We start from the raw sequence: 15,568 nt of genomic DNA on the forward strand, positions 1-15,568 counted from the left end.
CCCCCGCCTCGCCTGGACACTTTGATGGAGAACCCCATGCCCTTGCCCACACGCCGAGCCTTGGCCCTGACCTGCGCCACGGCCATCGCCTCAACCCTGAGCGCATATGCCGCCACGCCAGCCAGCCGCAACTCTGTCGCCGTCCAGGCGAGTCCCGATTTCCCTGCTGCCGCCCCCGAGTCCGTAGGCGTGGATTCGCGCCCTCTGGTGCAGTTGTCCGAGATGATCCGCAAGGAAAACCTCGACGTGCGCAGCTTTCTCGTCGTCAAGGACGGCAAGCTGATCTATGAGCGCTACAGCCAGGGCCTGACGCGCAACCACAACTACGAGCTGTACTCCATCACCAAGAACGTGACGGCCCTGGCCGCCGGCGTTCTGGTGGACGAGGGCCGCAGCAAGCTCGACGAGAAAGTGGCGCCCATCCTGGCCAAGGCCCGCCCCGACCTCCAGGACGCCTTCTCCGACAAGCAATCCATCGAACTGCGGCATGTGCTGTCCATGTCCACGGGCCTGGTCTATAACTTCAAGCCCACCGACGACCCCATCTACTACGGCGCCCCCGATCGTCTCAAGCTGGCGGCCGAAACTACGCCCAAGGTAACACCCGGCACGAGCTTCGACTACACCGACGTCAACCCCATCCTGGCCAGCGCCACGCTGGGAGCCGACGCCGGTATGCCACTGCAGGACTTTGCGAAGGAGAGACTCTTCAAGCCCATGGGCATGAGCCATTACGCCTGGGAGCGGGCTGACGACAAAGGCCTGGTCTCCTCCGGCTGGGGGCTGCGCCTGCGCGCCGTGGACATGGCCAAGCTAGGCCAGCTGGTGCTGACCGGCGGCCGCTGGGACGGCAAGCAGATCGTCTCCCAGGCCTGGGTCCGCACCATGACCGCGCCCGCCTCGGCGCCATGGTATGGCTATTACTGGTGGATCAACGACATCGTCGCCACCGAGCCCGAAACCCACGCCATGGGCTTCAAGGGCCAGTTCATTGTGGTATTGCCCGAGCGCAATGCCGTGGTGGTCATGACCAGCATGCTGCCCATCGAAGGCGGCCTGCGCGAATCCCGGAACGTGCTGGCCATCCGCCGCATGGTCAATGACTACGTGCTGCCCGCGCTGAGCAACCAGGCCCATGCCAAACCCACGCCCGCCCGCCACAAGGCGTTGGCGCGCGAACTCGAACTCGCATCACAACACCAGGGCAAGTCCGGAGCACCGGCAGACCCTACCGACACCCCGAAACTCTGATATTCAGCATGAAATCCAGCGAATTTGATCTCGTAGTGCGCAATGCGCGCGTTGCCACCGCCAGCGACATCTTTGAATCCGATATAGCCATCCGCGACGGCAAGATTGTCCAGCTGGGCACCAACCTGCCCGCCGGCACCCGCGAATATGACGCTGCCGGCCGCGTGGTCACGCCCGGCGGCATCGACGCCCACTGCCACCTGGACCAACCCATGGAACCGCCGGTGCGCATGGCCGACAACTTCGACAGCGGCACGCGCGCCGCGGCCTGCGGCGGCACCACCACCGTGATTCCGTTCGCGGCCCAGGCCAAGGGCCAGTCGCTACGCGCGGCCGTGGAGGACTACCACCGCCGCGCCGACGGCAAGGCCCACGTGGACTACGGTTTCCACATGATCGTCAGCGACCCCACGCCCGAAGTACTGGAAAACGAACTGCCCGCGCTGATCCGCGAAGGCTATACATCCTTCAAGATCTACATGACCTATGACGATCTGAAGCTCGATGACGGCCAGATCCTCGACGTGCTGGACGTGGCGCGCAAGTACGACGCCACCGCCATGATCCATGCCGAGAATGCCGACTGCATCCAGTGGCTGACCAAGCGCCTGGAAGCCAGCGGCCGCAAGGCCCCTCGCTATCACGCAGTCTCGCGCCCCATGCTGGTGGAGCGCGAAGCCACCCACCGCGCCATTGCCCTGTCCGAGTTGGCCGACGTGCCCATTCTCATCGTCCACGTGTCGGGCCGCGAAGCCGTGGAGCAGATCCGCTGGGCCCGCTCCCACGGCATGAACATCATGGCCGAAACCTGCCCGCAATACCTGTTCCTCAGCGCCGAGGATCTGGGCATAGACGACAGTTACCAGGGCGCCAAGTGCGTGTGCAGCCCACCGCCGCGCGATCAGGCCAACCAGGAAGTGATCTGGAACGGGCTGAACGACGGCCTGTTCACCGTGTTCTCCTCGGACCATGCGCCGTTCAACTACGATTCACCCGAAGGCAAGAAGCCCAATGGCGAGGAGGTGTCCTTTGGTCACATTCCCAACGGTATTCCTGGCATCGAGACCCGCCTGTCGCTGCTCTACACGCATGGTGTGCTGACGGGCCGCATGACACTCAACCGCTTCGTGGAGCTGACCTCCACCAACCCGGCCAAGGTCTACGGCCTGCACCCGCGCAAGGGCAGCATTGCCATCGGCGCCGATGCCGACCTCGTGGTCTGGCAGGAAGGCGAACGCGCCATCAGCAACCGCGATCTGCACCACAACGTGGACTACACGCCTTATGAAGGCCAGCAGCTCAAGGCCTGGCCCTGCCTCACCCTGTCTGCGGGACAGGTAGTCTGGGACGGCGAGCAATTCCACGCCCGCGCCGGCAGCGGCCGCTTCCTGCAGCGCGGCGCGCCCACACTGCTGCCCAAGCGCCACCAGGCCCGCTTCTGAAACTTCAGCAAGAACACACCATGAAACTGCTCATCATCAACCCCAATATCTCCGAGAGCGTCACCGCGCTCATCGAGAAAGAGGCCAGGCTGGCCGCCGCGCCAGGCACGGAAATCACCATGCTGACAGCCCCCATGGGGGTGGCCTATATCGAGACACGCTTCGAGGCCATGATTGCCGCCTACGCCGTGGCCGAGCTGGCCGCAACCCATGCCGCACAGCATGACGCCGTCATCGTGGCGGCCTTTGGCGATCCGGGCCTCGAAGGCCTGCGCGAGGCCCTGGACATCCCCGTACTGGGCATGACCGAGTCCGCGCTCATGAGCGCCTGCATGCTGGGCAAACGCTTTTCCATCATCGCCATCTCCAGGCGCATTACCGCCTGGTACCGAGATATGGTCGAGCGCAACGGACTCATAGACCGACTGGCCAGCATTCGCTGCCTGGACGAGCCTCTGCGAGATATCGGAAGTGTGCAGGATGACCATGCAGCACGCCTGCAGGCCTTGTGCGAAGCAGCGGTCAGCGAAGATGGCGCCGATGTACTGATCATTGCCGGCGCCCCGCTGGCGGGCCTGGCACGCTCCATCAAGCAGAGTTTGCCGGTGCCAGCCGTCGATGGCGTCTCCAGCGCCGTCAACCATGCGCAGAGCCTGGTCTCGCTGGCTCCCGCTGCAGCACGCGCCGGCAGCTTTGCCAAACCACCACGCAAGGACTTCAAGAACCTCCCCCCGGGGCTCACCCAGCTATTGAAGCAGCTGCCCTGAACACTCTGCGGGATAACCTCAATCGGGACGTTCGAAGCCGACATGCTGTGTGACACTAGAATTCACCCGCATGTCGACAAAAAACACTACAAAAGTGAACAATCGAAGCAACACATCTCGATCTGAAATTACCGTGGATGAAATGGCAGCCCGCATTGCCACAGCCATCCATGAGCACCGCCTGCTGCCGGGAACCAAGCTCGGCGAAGACAGGCTGGCCAATATCTTCAACACCAGCCGGGCTCGCGTGCGCGAGGTCCTTGCCCGCATGGCCCGCGACCAGATGGTGGAGCTGTTTCCGCAGCGCGGAGCCTTTGTCGCCAAGCCCAGCATCGAGCAGGCGCTGGACGTCTTCGAAGCACGCAGGCTGATAGAGCCAGGCATTGTGCGGCGCCTCGTGCTGAACATGGACAACAGCAAGATCCGACGCCTGCAGACCCATTTGAAGCAGGAGCGCGAAGCACGTGCCAATTCCGACAAGCGAGCCACGGTTCGCCTGTCCGGCGAGTTTCATGTTCTGCTTGCCGAACTGGCCGGCAACTCCGCGCTGCTGCGCAGCATGCGTGAGCTATCCACGTTGACCTGCCTGACGATCTCGCTGTATGAATCGGCTGTCAACACCTGCTGTCTGGTGGACGAGCACGAGGCCGTGGTCGATGCCATCGTCGCGGGCAATGGCGAGCTGGCAGAGCAGCTGATGCTCAGCCACCTGGACCACATACAGGGCAGCCTGCGCCTGGAGGCCGATGCCGACGACGCTGATCTGGAGCAGATACTGGGCGACCTCTGATCACAGTCGGCGTCGCGATCCGGCGACGGGAGCCATCGAAGTGATCGATACGCCCTTCTCGACTGGAGATGGCTGACAGCTATCCGGGCAGGGGCGTCCGCATTAGCATCCACGGCTGATCGCCATCACTTTCTCCAGAGGCCTTGAGGCCGTTTCAATGAGCGCACCCGCCCCACATTCCTTGCCGCAAGCCGAGCGGCCACGCCCGCGCCACCTGCGTGAACTGTTCTGGTCACTGACCTTTCTGGCATTGCAGGGCTTTGGCGGTGTGCTTGCCGTGGTGCAGCGCGAACTGGTCGAAAAGCGCCAATGGCTGAGCAATGAGGAGTTCATGGAGGACTGGGCCGTGGCGCAGATCATGCCCGGCCCCAATGTGGTGAATCTTTCCATCATGCTGGGCGAACGCTACTTCGGCTGGCGCGGCGCCATCGTGGGGTTGTGCGGAATGTTGGCTTTCCCCATGCTGGTGGTCATCAGCCTCACCCTGATCTATACCCAGTTCGCGGCCAACCCGGCCGTGGCCGGAGCCCTGCGCGGCATGGGCGCCGTGGCGGCAGGGCTGGTCGCGGGCATGGGTCTGAAGCTGGCTGGCACGCTGCGCAAGCACCCGCTGGGCAAGTGGTATTGCGCAGGGCTGGCCATCGCCGCCTTTGTGCTGGTGGCCGTGCTGCGCCTGCCGCTGTTCTGGGCCTTGCTGCTGGTGGGCGCAACAGGCTGCGTGCTGACCTACCGGAGGCTGGCATGAGCACGCTGGTGATCGAGCTGCAGACCGTGGACTGGCTGCATCTTTTTGCCTATTTCCTGACGCTGTCGCTGATGGCCGTGGGTGGAGCCATCACCGCTGCGCCCGATATGCACCGCTATCTGGTCGACGGCAATCGCTGGCTGTCGGAAACCCAGTTCACCAGTTCCATCGCCATTGCCCAGGCCGCTCCCGGCCCCAATGTGTTGTTCATCGCCCTGCTGGGCTGGAACGTGGGTCTGAATGCGGGAGGCGGCGCCGGCCCGGCGGCCTGGGGACTGGGAGCACTGGGTGTTGCGGTGTGCATGGTGGGCATTTTGCTGCCCAGCTCGCTGCTGACCTGGCAGGCCTCGCGCTGGGGTCAGCGCAATCGGGACAAACGCGGCGTGCGCGCCTTCAAGCAAGGCATGGCTCCGCTGGTGATTGGTCTGCTGCTCGCCACTGGCTGGCTGCTGGGCAGCGCCAGCGGCAACCCTGGCAGGGACTGGAAGCTATGGCTGCTGAGCCTTGCATGCACATTGCTGGTATGGCGCACACGCATTCATCTGCTGTGGCTGCTGGCTGCCGGCGCGGCGCTGGGTGCGCTGGGCTGGGTGTAAACGCAGTACCGCCCCCTAGGCCAGAAGATCGGCGTCAACCGCCAAAGCAGTCTCCTCATTGAGACAGCCGCCAGCAATCCAATGCCAGCCTACTCGGGACTAGCCAACAGCAAGGGCAACACCTGTGCCGATGGCATGGCGATCATCTGGTCGGCCACCGAGTCCAGCTCGCTGGCATGGGGGTTGATGATGACCACGCGCGCCCGGTTGCGCCGTGCGATCTTGGCCAGACCTGCTGCCGGGTAGACTGCGCCCGACGTGCCGATCACCAGCATCAGCTGACATTGCTCTGCCGCCTGCTCCGCCCTGGCCCAGGTCTGGCTGGGCAGAGACTCGCCAAACCACACGACGGCAGGCCGCAGCAAATTGCCGCAGGCGGCGCAATGAGGCGGCTCGCCCGGGACAGCCTGCTCCAGGTCACATAACGTACAACGGCGATTCAGCCAGCGATTCCTGCTCAGCTCCCCATGCAGGCTCAGCACATCTTCACTGCCCGCCTGCTGGTGCAGGCCATCCACATTCTGCGTGATGAGTGTCATTCGACCGGGATGCTGTCGCGCCCAACGCGCCAGCGCCAGGTGCCCCTCATTGGGAGTCACCTTGGCAACCAGCGCACGTCGGTGCTCGTACCAGCGCCAGACATGAGCCGGATCGCGGCGGTACCCCGCCTCGCTGGCCATTTCCTCGGGCTTGAACTGGGACCAATACCCGTCTGCATCCTCCCTGAAAGTGGGCACTCCCGACTCGGCGCTGACACCGGCCCCGGTCAGCACGGCCAGTCGCTGAGCCTCGCCCAGCCAGCGACGTACGCAGGCAATCGCACCCAAGGACGTCGAAGAATTGTCAATAAGTGCTTGAACCAAGGCTATAACCTCAAAAATCGAGTTGCAACGTGGAATACTTGAATTTCTCTGCGGAGCTTCTTCTTTGCCTGATATTGCACCACACCAGCATATGAACGAATCGGGCCAATTGTTCGCACTTCAGCAAGCCATGACGCCTGCAGCACTGGCATGGGGTCTTGTTGATGTCCAGACATTGGAACTGCGCTTTGCCAATCCTGCATTGCAGCGCCTTCTGCAGCCCAGTCGCCAGGCACCCGGCATTCCCGAGCGCGAGATTCTGGAAACAGCCAGGCAGGCTATCAGGCAGTGCATGGAGACAGGCCTGGAAGCGACTGCAAACTTGCCCGATCACCCCGGGCTCTGGCATTTTTCGCCGATTCAAGGCAATGGCGCGGCAGAAGCGGTGCAATGCTATGTATTGCCGACCGAAACCTCGTTTCGTGAACCCGATGACGAACTCGGGCTGGGGCATGTCAACCGCTTTGAGGACTTTCTGGACCACCTGCCCTACCAGGTCTGGATTGCAACACCCCATGGAGAGGTGACCTGGCTCAACCGGGCCCTGCATGAATACGCCTACCGGGAAGTACGCCTCCTGAGTCTGCGCGAAGGCATATGGATTGATATCGTGCATCCCGACGATCTGGCGACCGTCAACACCGGGCTGTCGCGCGCCCTGATCACCGAAAAGCCGACGGGATACCGGCTGCGCATCAAGCGCCATGACGGACAGTTCCACTGGTTTTTTTCATCGCTGTCTCCCGTCAAGAATGCGCAGGGCAGGATTCTCTACTGGGTCGGCGCCAACCTGGGCATAGACAGCGTCCGGCAATCCGAGAATCAGCTGCGCGACCAGATCACCACGCTGAGCCACCAGCTGAGACTCAAGCAGCAGGCGCTGGATCAGGCCGAAACCTACCTCGCCCAAGCCCAGAAAATGGGCATGGTGAACCAGTTGTCTGCCGGTGTCGCGCATGACATGAAGAACCTGCTTTTCATCACCGGCCTGCATGCCGGCATGCTGGAAAAGCAGCTGGGCGAGCCCGAGCAGCTCGAACATGTGGATGTGATACTCAACACCATCCAGAAAGCAGGCAGCCTGGCATCGCATCTGACGGGGTTCAGCAGTCGCAAATCCATGCAGCTGGCTGCCGCCGACCCCCGCGCACTGGTGCAGGATCTGGAGCCGCTGCTGAGCAAGGCCGTCGGCCAGAACGCTGAACTGCAGCTGCACATGGCGAGCAGCATCTGGCCCATCAGCGTGGACAAGCTGTATTTCGAGAACTCGCTGATCAATCTCTGCATCAACGCGCGTGATGCTACCGAAGAGCAGGGCCAGATCACGCTGACAGCAGAGAACGTGCTGCTCAAGCGCGCCAGCCATGCGGGCGACTACGTAATGATCAGCGTGGCCGACAACGGCATGGGCATGAGTGAAGAGATCAAGGCCCGCATCTTCGACATGTTCTTCACCACCAAGCCAGAAGGCAAGGGCGCGGGCCTGGGCCTGCCCATGGTCAAGAACTTCATGGACCATGTCCAGGGCCTGATCGAAGTGGAAAGCACCCCAGGCCTGGGCACCATCGTGAGCCTGTACTTTCCGCGCGCGCAACCGGTCGTGCCGCAGAGCCCGCAAGCCTCGGCCCCAGCGGGCCGGCAGGAAACGATTTTGCTCATCGAGCCCGATCTGGCCACGCGCAATGCCATGGCCCAGGTGCTCTACGGACTTGGCTATCAGGTCGTGACCGCATATTTACCCGAAGTCGCGCTGCGCTACATCAACAGCGGCATGAAGGTGGATCTCATCATTGCCGCAGATGAGTTTTCCGGTGCCTTGAGCATCGCAAAAATGCAGGAAAAGCTGGCCCGGGAGCATGTTCTCATTCCGCTCATCCTCATGACCAGCAGCGAAGAGGCCGAAGTGCCACATGCCCAGGAATGCCGCTACGTGGTGCTGAGCAAGCCGATGGAGATTGGCGAGCTGGCACGCACCGTACAGCGCATGCTGCATCCGGACTGCACGACGCCAGCCGATCTGCCCGCCGTCTGAGAACGGTTCGGCCGCCCGCAAAAAAAGGCGCCACTGCTCTCGCAGTCGCGCCTTGCTTTCGCTTTCAGCGGCAGAACCTGCCGGCTCAGGCCTTGATCGCCACGGCCGCTGCCAGACGCTGGCGCAACGCCTCATACAGGCATACCCCGCTGGCGACCGACACATTCAGGCTTTCCACCGCGCCCTGCATGGGGATGCTGACCAGCGCATCGCAGGTCTTGCGGGTAAGCTGGCGCATGCCATCGCCCTCGGCCCCGAGCACCAGCGCTGTCGGGCCGGTCAGATCCATCTGATAGAGATGTTTGTCGGCATCGCCGCTGGTACCGATGATCCAGATGCCGCGCTCCTTGAGCTCCTTGAGCGTGCGCGCCAGATTGGTGACCATGAAGTAAGGCACGGTCTCGGCCGCTCCGCTGGCCACCTTGGCCACGGTGGCGTTGATGCCGGCCGCGTGGTCCTTGGGAGCGATCACGGCATGCACGCCGGCACCATCGGCTACACGCAGGCAGGCTCCCAGGTTGTGCGGATCGGTCACACCGTCGAGCACCAGCAGCAGCGGGGCTTTCACCCCCTCCTCCTCCAGATCGTCGAGCAGCTCGTCGAGCGTGCGCGTGTCCTTGACTTCTTCCACGCGTGCAGCCACGCCCTGATGGCCGTGAGAGCCGGCGAGCTTGGCAAGGCGCAGGGCATCGGCCTCGATCAGACGCACCCCGGCTTCCTTGGCACGTTCCAGAAACTGGCGCATGCGCGCATCGCGGCGCGAAGCCTCGAAATAGACTTCGATGATAGATTGGGGGGCGGTCTTCAGACGCACGCCTACGGCGTGAAAGCCGAAAAGAACTTTGGGGGACGACATGGGGCCACATTATCCCGGCGTTTACGGCAGACCTGAGACTCGCAGGGCCATGTCTGGGCTGACAGCTGAGGTTTTCCATTGCCGCTACACTGCGCCCCCAACGGGCAAGGCACCGGCTCATCAAGCAGCACCAGCATGGCTTTTTCCGAGTGCGAGTCTTCACATGAAGCTCCACTGCCACCCAGAACGACTGGCAACAGGCTTGAGCCTGCTGCCCCTGCATTCACGCATATCGCCTCTTCATGTCCTGCATGAGGAGGCGTACGTGTTTGTATCTCCCTCCAATCCCATAACGAATACCCAGCATGCTCAACGCCTTGCTCGATTGGTTCAACCGCACCAGCCTGGTGCTGCAGATTCTGATTGCCCTGATTCTGGGCGGCCTGGTGGCCTGGCTGTGGCCGGCCGCCGCCCAGTCGGTTTCCCTGCTGGGCAGCTTGTTCATTGCCGCGCTCAAGGCTGTCGCTCCGGTTCTGGTGCTGCTGCTGGTCATGGCGGCCATCAGCAGCCACCGCCCCGGCCAGGAAACGCAAATCAAGCCCGTGCTCTGGCTGTACGTCATCGGCACGCTGGCGGCGGCCTGCGTGGCCGTGGCGGCCAGCGCGCTCTTTCCCTCGGTGATTCACTTTCGTGAAGCGCCCAAAGTCCAGAGCGTGCCCGGCGAGATCAGCCAGGTGCTGAGCACCGTCGTCCAAAGCCTGTTCGACAACCCCGTCAATGCCTTGCTGAATGCCAACTACATCGGTATTCTGGCCTGGGCCATCGCCCTGGGCATTGCACTGCGCCACGCCACGCCCACCACCCGCACCATGGTGGAGGACTTTGGCCATGCCATCACCCGCGTGATTCAGGGCGTGATTCGCCTGGCCCCCTTCGGCATCTTCGGCCTGGTGGTCGCCACCTTCTCCTCGGGCGGGCTGGAAGCACTCAAGGACTACGCCCATCTGCTGGCCGTGCTGGTCGGCTGCATGGTGTTTGTGGCACTGGTGATCAACCCGGTCATTGTCTGGACACAGACTCGCCGCAACCCCTACCCGCTGGTGCTGACCTGCCTGCGCGAAAGCGCAGTGACCGCCTTCTTCACGCGCAGCTCGGGAGCCAATATTCCCGTCAATCTGGCCCTGGCCCAGAAGCTCAGGCTCGACGAGAACACCTACAGCATCTCCATCCCGCTGGGCGCCACCATCAATATGGCCGGCGCTGCCGTCACCATCAGCGTGCTGACACTGGCCGCTGCCCATACGCTCAACATCTCGGTGGACATTCCCACGGCCATATTGCTGTGCGTGGTCTCTGCGGTCTGCGCCTGCGGTGCCTCGGGCGTTCCCGGTGGCTCTCTGCTGCTGATTCCACTGGCCTGCAGCCTGTTCAACATTCCCAACGATGTGGCAATGCAGGTGGTGGGTGTCGGCTATGTGATCGGCGTGATTCAGGATTCGACCGAGACAGCCCTCAATTCCTCGACCGACGTGCTGTTTACCGCAGCCGCCTGCCGCGCCGCAGAGCGCAGGGCCGGACTGGAAGTCGCGCGCATCTGAGGCTTGAGCTCAGAATCTACTGATTTGATAACTGCAAGCGCTTATTTGATAAGCGCCAGATCCCCAAAAAGGCCTGTGATCACACAGGCCTTTTGGTTTTTCAGACAGAGCGCCCGGCTTCTATGGTGATGCTTCGATCACATTGCGCCGCAATCTCGCGGTCATGCGTAACCAGAATCAGAGTCGTGCCGCGCTCGCGGTTGAGCGCAAACATCAGCTCCATGATGGTCTGGCCCGTGGCGAAGTCCAGGCTGCCGGTGGGCTCGTCGGCCAGCAGCACGGCCGGCTCCACCACAAAAGCACGCGCCAGGGCCACTCGCTGCTGCTCGCCGCCCGACATCAGCCGGGGATAGTGATTGAGACGCTGGCCCAGGCCCACGCGCTCCAGCATCTGCGAAGCTCTTGCTCTCGCATCGCGCTGACCCGCCAGCTCCAGCGGCAGCATGACGTTTTCCAGCGCCGTGAGATTGCCCAGCAACTGAAAGCTCTGGAAGACAAAGCCCATCTTCTGTGCCCGCACCGCCGCCCTGTCGTCCTCGCTAAGTGCAAACAGATCCTGGCCCAGCAAACGGACCGTGCCGCGGCTGGGGGTATCGAGGCCGGCCAGAATCGACAGCAAAGTGCTTTTACCCGAGCCGGAGGCACCCACAATGGCAACGGTTTCGCCGGCCGTGAAACTCAGATTGATATCCCGCAAAATATCCAGCACGCCTGTGGAATCGCTCACCGATTTGGACAGTTGCTCAACGGCAATCAAAGGAATGGCAAGAGTTGTGGACATGAATCAATTGGATAGCAAAAACGTCAAGAGTCGCAGCCAGCACTTTGCGCTGCAGCGCCGTCACTGTATCGCTGTTGCTCTGACGCTCGCCATTTCAGGGGCTTGCGGTGCGGCAGCGGCCTCATCGCCTGCCAGGAGCAAGGAGCCGGCCAAGGCCGCTCCCGGCGCGAAACCCGGCCCGGTGCTGGTGCTTGGCGATTCTCTGAGCGCAGAATACGGCCTGACGCGCGGCAAGGGCTGGGTGCAGTTGCTGCAGCAGCGCATGAATGACGAAAAGAATCCGCGCAAGGTGGTCAATGCCAGCATCAGCGGCGAGACCACGGCCGGCGGCAGAGCGCGCCTGGCGTCGCTGCTCAGACAGCATGAGCCGGGCATCCTGATTCTTGAGCTGGGCGGCAACGATGCCTTGCGCGGCCTGGCGCTGCAGAGCACGCAGCAGAATCTGGAAGTCATGATCAAGGCCGCCAGGGAGGCCGGGACCCAGGTGCTGCTGGTGGGCATGCAGGTGCCGCCCAACTATGGAGCGGCATATACCGAGCAGTTTGCCGAGATGTTCAGGAGCATTGCCGACGCGCAAAAGCTGCCGCTGGTGCCGTTTCTGCTGTCGGGCATCGGCGATGCGGCAGACGCCGAGCGATGGTTTCAGAGCGACCGCATTCACCCCAATGCCCAGGCTCAGCCACAGATGCTGGCCAATGTCTGGCCCAAGCTCAGGCCATTGCTGAAATAAGCGACGGCCGCACGGCCTCAGTCGCCGCTGCCTCCACCATCACCGCCAGAGTCGCCGCCGTCCGAGCTGCAGGCACTCTCGTTGCTGCCCGAGCCGCAAAAATAGCTGTCGTTGAAGACGGCGCGGCCGTCCTCGCGGCTGCTCGCCGAAGTCCAGGTCAGCGGCGAATCGGTGCTGTGGCCCGAAGAGCCTGGCTGGGGCGTAAAGACTTTTTTCAACCAGTTCCAGAACTCCATGACATCCCCCTCATTGCGCCTCAAGCAGGGTCCCCCTTGCTTTCGGCGCGGACGCTGGCTTTATAGGCATGCCAGCTGGTACAACCCAGCAGCGGCCCGACGACGATCAGACCTGCACTGTAGAAGAGCAGCGAGGCCGCGATCAACATGGTGATGATCAACCCCCACAGCAACATCACACCCGTGTTGGCACCCACCACGCGCATGCTGGTGATGCAGGCCGTCAAGGCATCGGTATCCAGATCGAGAATGGCGGGCAGTGAAACCACCATGCTGGCAAACACCAAGGCTGCAAATATCCCGCCAACTGCGGTGTAGCCCAGCAGGAACTCCCAGTTCTCGGGCCGCAGCAGGGTCTGCAGCAGGGTTGCCGTACTGGGCATGCCGGTGTCAAACGAGATGGCGAACACCACCATGGCGGCGCGCCCCCAGAGCATCTCCAGCACCATCAGCACCATGACCAGCATGCCCATGCTGGCCAGATGCTTGTCCCAGCAGGTCAAGGACTGCGACAGCAGCACGGGCTTGCCCTGCTCCAGCTGCTGGTTGACGTAGTACAGGCCCATGGCCAGGAAGGGGCCGATCAGCAGACAGCCGCTGGCCATGGACATCAGATATTCAGGGCTGGAGCGAAACACCCAGGCCATCAGACGTGCCATGCCCCAGAAGCACAGGCCGTAGAACAACGCAATCATTGGTGCGCGACGCACATCGCCCAGGCCCAGCAGCAGCCATTGCCAGGGCTCGCTCCAGCGCAGTTGCAGAATCTGCAGATTGCCGGACTCGGCCTTGACCTCGGAAACAGGGGAAGCTTGCATGCGAGACCCTCCTTGTCGCCCGTACCGCGCCTCGGTGGCGGCAGCTGACAGGAACAAGTTACCCGCTCAACCTTGAATCTGCATTGCGGAAAGCCCGCATGCCGGCCTCCGCATTTCACTATGAAAACAAGAGCTTATAGCGCCCGGCTTTTGTTGACTTCAGTCAATAAAAGCATTGAAATCGCTTCTCGACAAGCGCTGCTAGCTCCTATTTAAATAGCTTCAACCAAAGGCCTTGAGCAGAGCCTGGGCCAGGTCGGCCTGCAGATCGCTCGTATCCTCAAGGCCGATGGCAAAGCGCACCACGGTGCCCGCCTTGATATGGGGTGTGGCACGGCTGCGCATCTCGGGCAGCTCATAGGGCACGACCAAGCTCACAGGCCCGCCCCAGCTGTAGCCCAGCTTGAACAGGCTCAGGCTGTCACAGAAGCGATCGACGGCTGCCTGGTCGAAGCGCTCGTCGATGACCACGCTGAACAGACCGGCGGCCACGCCATCCTGGCCCTGCCCTTGTCCGCACAGCTGCTTCCAGCAAGCATGGCCCGGCGCGTCAGGCATCGCGGGGTGCAAGACCTGCGCCACAGCACTCTGGGTGGCCAGCCACTGCGCCAGCTGGCGTGCCGAGCGATCCTGTGCGTGATAGCGCAGGCCGATGCTGGGCAGGCTGCGCAACACGGCTTCGGCGTCGTTGCCGCTCACGCCCAGACCCAGGCGCATGTGCGCGAGCTTGATGCGCATATGCAGGGGCTGGTTGCGCGTGATGATGCTGCCCATCAGCACATCACCGCCGCCGCTGGGGTATTTGGTCAGGGCATGGACCGTGACATCGACGCCCAGGCTGCCATCGCCCAGCAGGTCGAAGGGACGGAAAGCCAGACCCGCGCCCCAGGTGTTGTCCAGCACCATGGTCACGCCCCTGGCCCGGCACAGGCGCACCTGCTCGACGAGATCGGGGAACTCCATGGTTACCGAGCCAGGAGCCTCCAGCCAGACCAGCTTGGTGGCCGGAGTAATCTTGGCCGCCAGGTCTTCGACGCACATGGGGTCGTAGTACTGATGGCGAATGCCGAAATGGGCCAGCTCGCCCTCGGTCAGCGTCTTGTTGGGACCGTATGCGTTATCGGGCACCAGCACCTCGTCGCCCGTCCTGAGCAGCGCCAGCGACACCGTGGCAATCGCGGCCAGACCGCTGGGTACCAGCAGGCATTGCAGACCGCCCTCCAGCGATGCCAGACGTTCTTCCAGGGCGTAGGTCGTTGGCGTGCCATGCAGACCGTAGGTGTAGCTGCTCTTGTCCAGCCAGCGGCGCTCGCGCATGGCCTGCACATTCTCGAAGTACACGGTCGAGGCCTTGTGCACGGCAAGCTGCGGGCCTTCGAAGTCCGTGGGAGGCTTGTAGGGATGATGGATCAGATGGGTGGAAAGCTTGTGGTCGGCTTGGGTCATGCCCTGATCTTAGTGCCATGCAGCCACAAAAAAGCCAGAGGGCTTGCGCGCTCTGGCTTCATGCGAGGTGGCCGGCCCAGGAGTATCAGCCAGCCTTCACGGTCAGATTGTTGTTGACCGAGGTCACGCCCTTGGCAGCCTTGGCGATATCGCCGGCCTGGGTCTTGACGGCTTCGCTGGGCACGTTGCCGGTCAAGGTCACTACGCCGCCCTTGGTATCCACATTGATCTGCAGAGCGCTGATTTCCGGGGCCTTGATGAAATCGGTCTTGACGGCAGCGGTGATGCCAGCGTCATCGAGGGCAGCACCCGCCTTGGCAGCACCTTCCTCCATCTTGTTGCCAGCCTTTTCCATGGCGGCACCGGTAGCTTCACCGGCCTTGGCCAATGCATCGGCAGCTGCATCGCCGGCCTTGGCCGTACCTTCTTCAATCTTGCTGCCAGCATTTTCCGCAGCCTTCTCGGTCTGGGAAATGGCGGAATCGAGCTTCTGGCCAGCGGTCTTGTTGTCGTCGGACTTGCCGCAGGCAGCCAAGCCAAAGGCCAAGGCGGTAATGGCCAGAACTTGAGCGGAACGCTTGAACATAGTGGTCATATCGATTTCTCCCTTAATGCTTGCAAAAACATGACGGTCAACTGTAACGAGCCACCATTTTGGCTCGGATACGAACTTTTCC

Annotated in this window: 16 protein-coding genes; 9 read left to right on the top strand and 7 right to left on the bottom strand. The window is 62.6% G+C overall.

Going from position 1 to position 15,568, the window contains the following annotated elements; translation table 11 throughout:
• Nucleotides 1-24 precede the first annotated feature (24 nt).
• From CSE6_RS09045 to CSE6_RS09070, 6 genes are all read left to right on the top strand, one after another.
• Complete coding sequence (locus tag CSE6_RS09045) at nt 25-1,251, top strand: serine hydrolase (RefSeq protein ID WP_083994700.1); 1,227 nt, start codon at nt 25-27, stop codon at nt 1,249-1,251.
• A gap of 8 nt (nt 1,252-1,259) precedes the next feature.
• On the top strand, nt 1,260-2,693 hold the full coding sequence (hydA, locus tag CSE6_RS09050) for a dihydropyrimidinase (protein ID WP_059440364.1): 1,434 nt from the start codon (nt 1,260-1,262) through the stop codon (nt 2,691-2,693).
• A 20-nt stretch (nt 2,694-2,713) separates the two neighbouring features.
• The gene (locus CSE6_RS09055) at nt 2,714-3,460 is read left to right on the top strand and encodes an aspartate/glutamate racemase family protein (protein ID WP_034409890.1); all 747 of its coding nucleotides are present in this window, start codon (nt 2,714-2,716) and stop codon (nt 3,458-3,460) included.
• A 142-nt stretch (nt 3,461-3,602) separates the two neighbouring features.
• Nucleotides 3,603-4,250, top strand: coding sequence for a GntR family transcriptional regulator (locus CSE6_RS09060; RefSeq protein WP_034358464.1), 648 nt, complete (start codon nt 3,603-3,605; stop codon nt 4,248-4,250).
• Nucleotides 4,251-4,407: 157 nt separating this feature from the next.
• A complete protein-coding gene (locus tag CSE6_RS09065; RefSeq protein WP_034377662.1) occupies nt 4,408-4,995 on the top strand; it encodes a chromate transporter in 588 nt (195 codons plus the stop codon).
• Nucleotides 4,992-5,591: a chromate transporter gene (locus tag CSE6_RS09070; protein WP_059440365.1), complete on the top strand. Its 600-nt coding sequence runs from the start codon at nt 4,992-4,994 to the stop codon at nt 5,589-5,591. Before CSE6_RS09065 ends, CSE6_RS09070 begins: the two co-directional genes overlap by 4 nt.
• A gap of 89 nt (nt 5,592-5,680) precedes the next feature.
• Here CSE6_RS09070 and CSE6_RS09075 read toward each other — a convergent pair whose 3' ends face one another.
• Nucleotides 5,681-6,454, bottom strand: a complete 774-nt coding sequence (locus CSE6_RS09075; protein ID WP_059440366.1) for an NAD-dependent deacylase — start codon at nt 6,452-6,454, stop codon at nt 5,681-5,683.
• A 91-nt stretch (nt 6,455-6,545) separates the two neighbouring features.
• On the opposite strand from CSE6_RS09075, the gene CSE6_RS09080 reads away from it, so the two are divergent.
• The gene (locus CSE6_RS09080; protein ID WP_059440367.1) at nt 6,546-8,486 is read left to right on the top strand and encodes a hybrid sensor histidine kinase/response regulator; all 1,941 of its coding nucleotides are present in this window, start codon (nt 6,546-6,548) and stop codon (nt 8,484-8,486) included.
• An 85-nt stretch (nt 8,487-8,571) separates the two neighbouring features.
• Here CSE6_RS09080 and rlmB read toward each other — a convergent pair whose 3' ends face one another.
• Nucleotides 8,572-9,342, bottom strand: a complete 771-nt coding sequence (gene rlmB / locus CSE6_RS09085) for a 23S rRNA (guanosine(2251)-2'-O)-methyltransferase RlmB (RefSeq protein WP_003069467.1) — start codon at nt 9,340-9,342, stop codon at nt 8,572-8,574.
• A gap of 305 nt (nt 9,343-9,647) precedes the next feature.
• On the opposite strand from rlmB, the gene sstT reads away from it, so the two are divergent.
• Nucleotides 9,648-10,880, top strand: a complete 1,233-nt coding sequence (gene sstT / locus CSE6_RS09090) for a serine/threonine transporter SstT (protein ID WP_059440368.1) — start codon at nt 9,648-9,650, stop codon at nt 10,878-10,880.
• Nucleotides 10,881-10,980: 100 nt separating this feature from the next.
• Here the strand turns inward: sstT and CSE6_RS09095 are convergent, their stop codons facing one another.
• A complete protein-coding gene (locus CSE6_RS09095) occupies nt 10,981-11,661 on the bottom strand; it encodes an ABC transporter ATP-binding protein (protein WP_003069470.1) in 681 nt (226 codons plus the stop codon).
• Here CSE6_RS09095 and CSE6_RS09100 point away from each other — a divergent pair.
• Nucleotides 11,660-12,391 carry an arylesterase gene (locus CSE6_RS09100; RefSeq protein WP_059440369.1) on the top strand — a complete coding sequence of 244 codons (732 nt, stop codon included), beginning with the start codon at nt 11,660-11,662 and terminating at the stop codon, nt 12,389-12,391. The genes CSE6_RS09095 and CSE6_RS09100 overlap by 2 nt on opposite strands.
• Nucleotides 12,392-12,408: 17 nt before the next feature.
• Here CSE6_RS09100 and CSE6_RS09105 read toward each other — a convergent pair whose 3' ends face one another.
• The 4 genes from CSE6_RS09105 to CSE6_RS09120 all read right to left on the bottom strand — a co-directional run bounded on the left by CSE6_RS09105 (nt 12,409) and on the right by CSE6_RS09120 (nt 15,486).
• On the bottom strand, nt 12,409-12,627 hold the full coding sequence (locus CSE6_RS09105) for a hypothetical protein (protein WP_059440370.1): 219 nt from the start codon (nt 12,625-12,627) through the stop codon (nt 12,409-12,411).
• A 20-nt stretch (nt 12,628-12,647) separates the two neighbouring features.
• Complete coding sequence (locus CSE6_RS09110; protein ID WP_059440371.1) at nt 12,648-13,445, bottom strand: DUF2189 domain-containing protein; 798 nt, start codon at nt 13,443-13,445, stop codon at nt 12,648-12,650.
• 222 nt (nt 13,446-13,667) lie between these two features.
• Nucleotides 13,668-14,891 (bottom strand): PLP-dependent transferase, encoded by a 1,224-nt coding sequence (locus CSE6_RS09115; RefSeq protein WP_034377668.1) that lies wholly within the window; start codon nt 14,889-14,891, stop codon nt 13,668-13,670.
• A gap of 85 nt (nt 14,892-14,976) precedes the next feature.
• On the bottom strand, nt 14,977-15,486 hold the full coding sequence (locus tag CSE6_RS09120; RefSeq protein WP_034358484.1) for a BON domain-containing protein: 510 nt from the start codon (nt 15,484-15,486) through the stop codon (nt 14,977-14,979).
• Nucleotides 15,487-15,568 lie beyond the last annotated feature (82 nt).

Origin of the sequence: Comamonas sp. E6 (assembly GCF_001010305.1) — a bacterium.
In the GTDB taxonomy this organism is placed as follows: domain Bacteria; phylum Pseudomonadota; class Gammaproteobacteria; order Burkholderiales; family Burkholderiaceae_C; genus Comamonas; species Comamonas thiooxydans.

Excerpts from the sequence above, each read along its gene's own strand:
- CSE6_RS09045 (WP_083994700.1), top strand. The coding sequence starts at position 25 with ATGGAGAACCCCATGCCCTTGCCCACACGCCGAGCCTTGGCCCTGACC.
- hydA (WP_059440364.1), top strand. The coding sequence starts at position 1,260 with ATGAAATCCAGCGAATTTGATCTCGTAGTGCGCAATGCGCGCGTTGCC.
- CSE6_RS09055 (WP_034409890.1), top strand. The coding sequence starts at position 2,714 with ATGAAACTGCTCATCATCAACCCCAATATCTCCGAGAGCGTCACCGCG.
- CSE6_RS09060 (WP_034358464.1), top strand. The coding sequence starts at position 3,603 with ATGGCAGCCCGCATTGCCACAGCCATCCATGAGCACCGCCTGCTGCCG.
- CSE6_RS09065 (WP_034377662.1), top strand. The coding sequence starts at position 4,408 with ATGAGCGCACCCGCCCCACATTCCTTGCCGCAAGCCGAGCGGCCACGC.
- CSE6_RS09070 (WP_059440365.1), top strand. The coding sequence starts at position 4,992 with ATGAGCACGCTGGTGATCGAGCTGCAGACCGTGGACTGGCTGCATCTT.
- CSE6_RS09080 (WP_059440367.1), top strand. The coding sequence starts at position 6,546 with ATGAACGAATCGGGCCAATTGTTCGCACTTCAGCAAGCCATGACGCCT.
- rlmB (WP_003069467.1), bottom strand. The coding sequence starts at position 9,342 with ATGTCGTCCCCCAAAGTTCTTTTCGGCTTTCACGCCGTAGGCGTGCGT.
- sstT (WP_059440368.1), top strand. The coding sequence starts at position 9,648 with ATGCTCAACGCCTTGCTCGATTGGTTCAACCGCACCAGCCTGGTGCTG.
- CSE6_RS09100 (WP_059440369.1), top strand. The coding sequence starts at position 11,660 with ATGAATCAATTGGATAGCAAAAACGTCAAGAGTCGCAGCCAGCACTTT.
- CSE6_RS09095 (WP_003069470.1), bottom strand. The coding sequence starts at position 11,661 with ATGTCCACAACTCTTGCCATTCCTTTGATTGCCGTTGAGCAACTGTCC.
- CSE6_RS09105 (WP_059440370.1), bottom strand. The coding sequence starts at position 12,627 with ATGGAGTTCTGGAACTGGTTGAAAAAAGTCTTTACGCCCCAGCCAGGC.
- CSE6_RS09110 (WP_059440371.1), bottom strand. The coding sequence starts at position 13,445 with ATGCAAGCTTCCCCTGTTTCCGAGGTCAAGGCCGAGTCCGGCAATCTG.
- CSE6_RS09115 (WP_034377668.1), bottom strand. The coding sequence starts at position 14,891 with ATGACCCAAGCCGACCACAAGCTTTCCACCCATCTGATCCATCATCCC.
- CSE6_RS09120 (WP_034358484.1), bottom strand. The coding sequence starts at position 15,486 with ATGACCACTATGTTCAAGCGTTCCGCTCAAGTTCTGGCCATTACCGCC.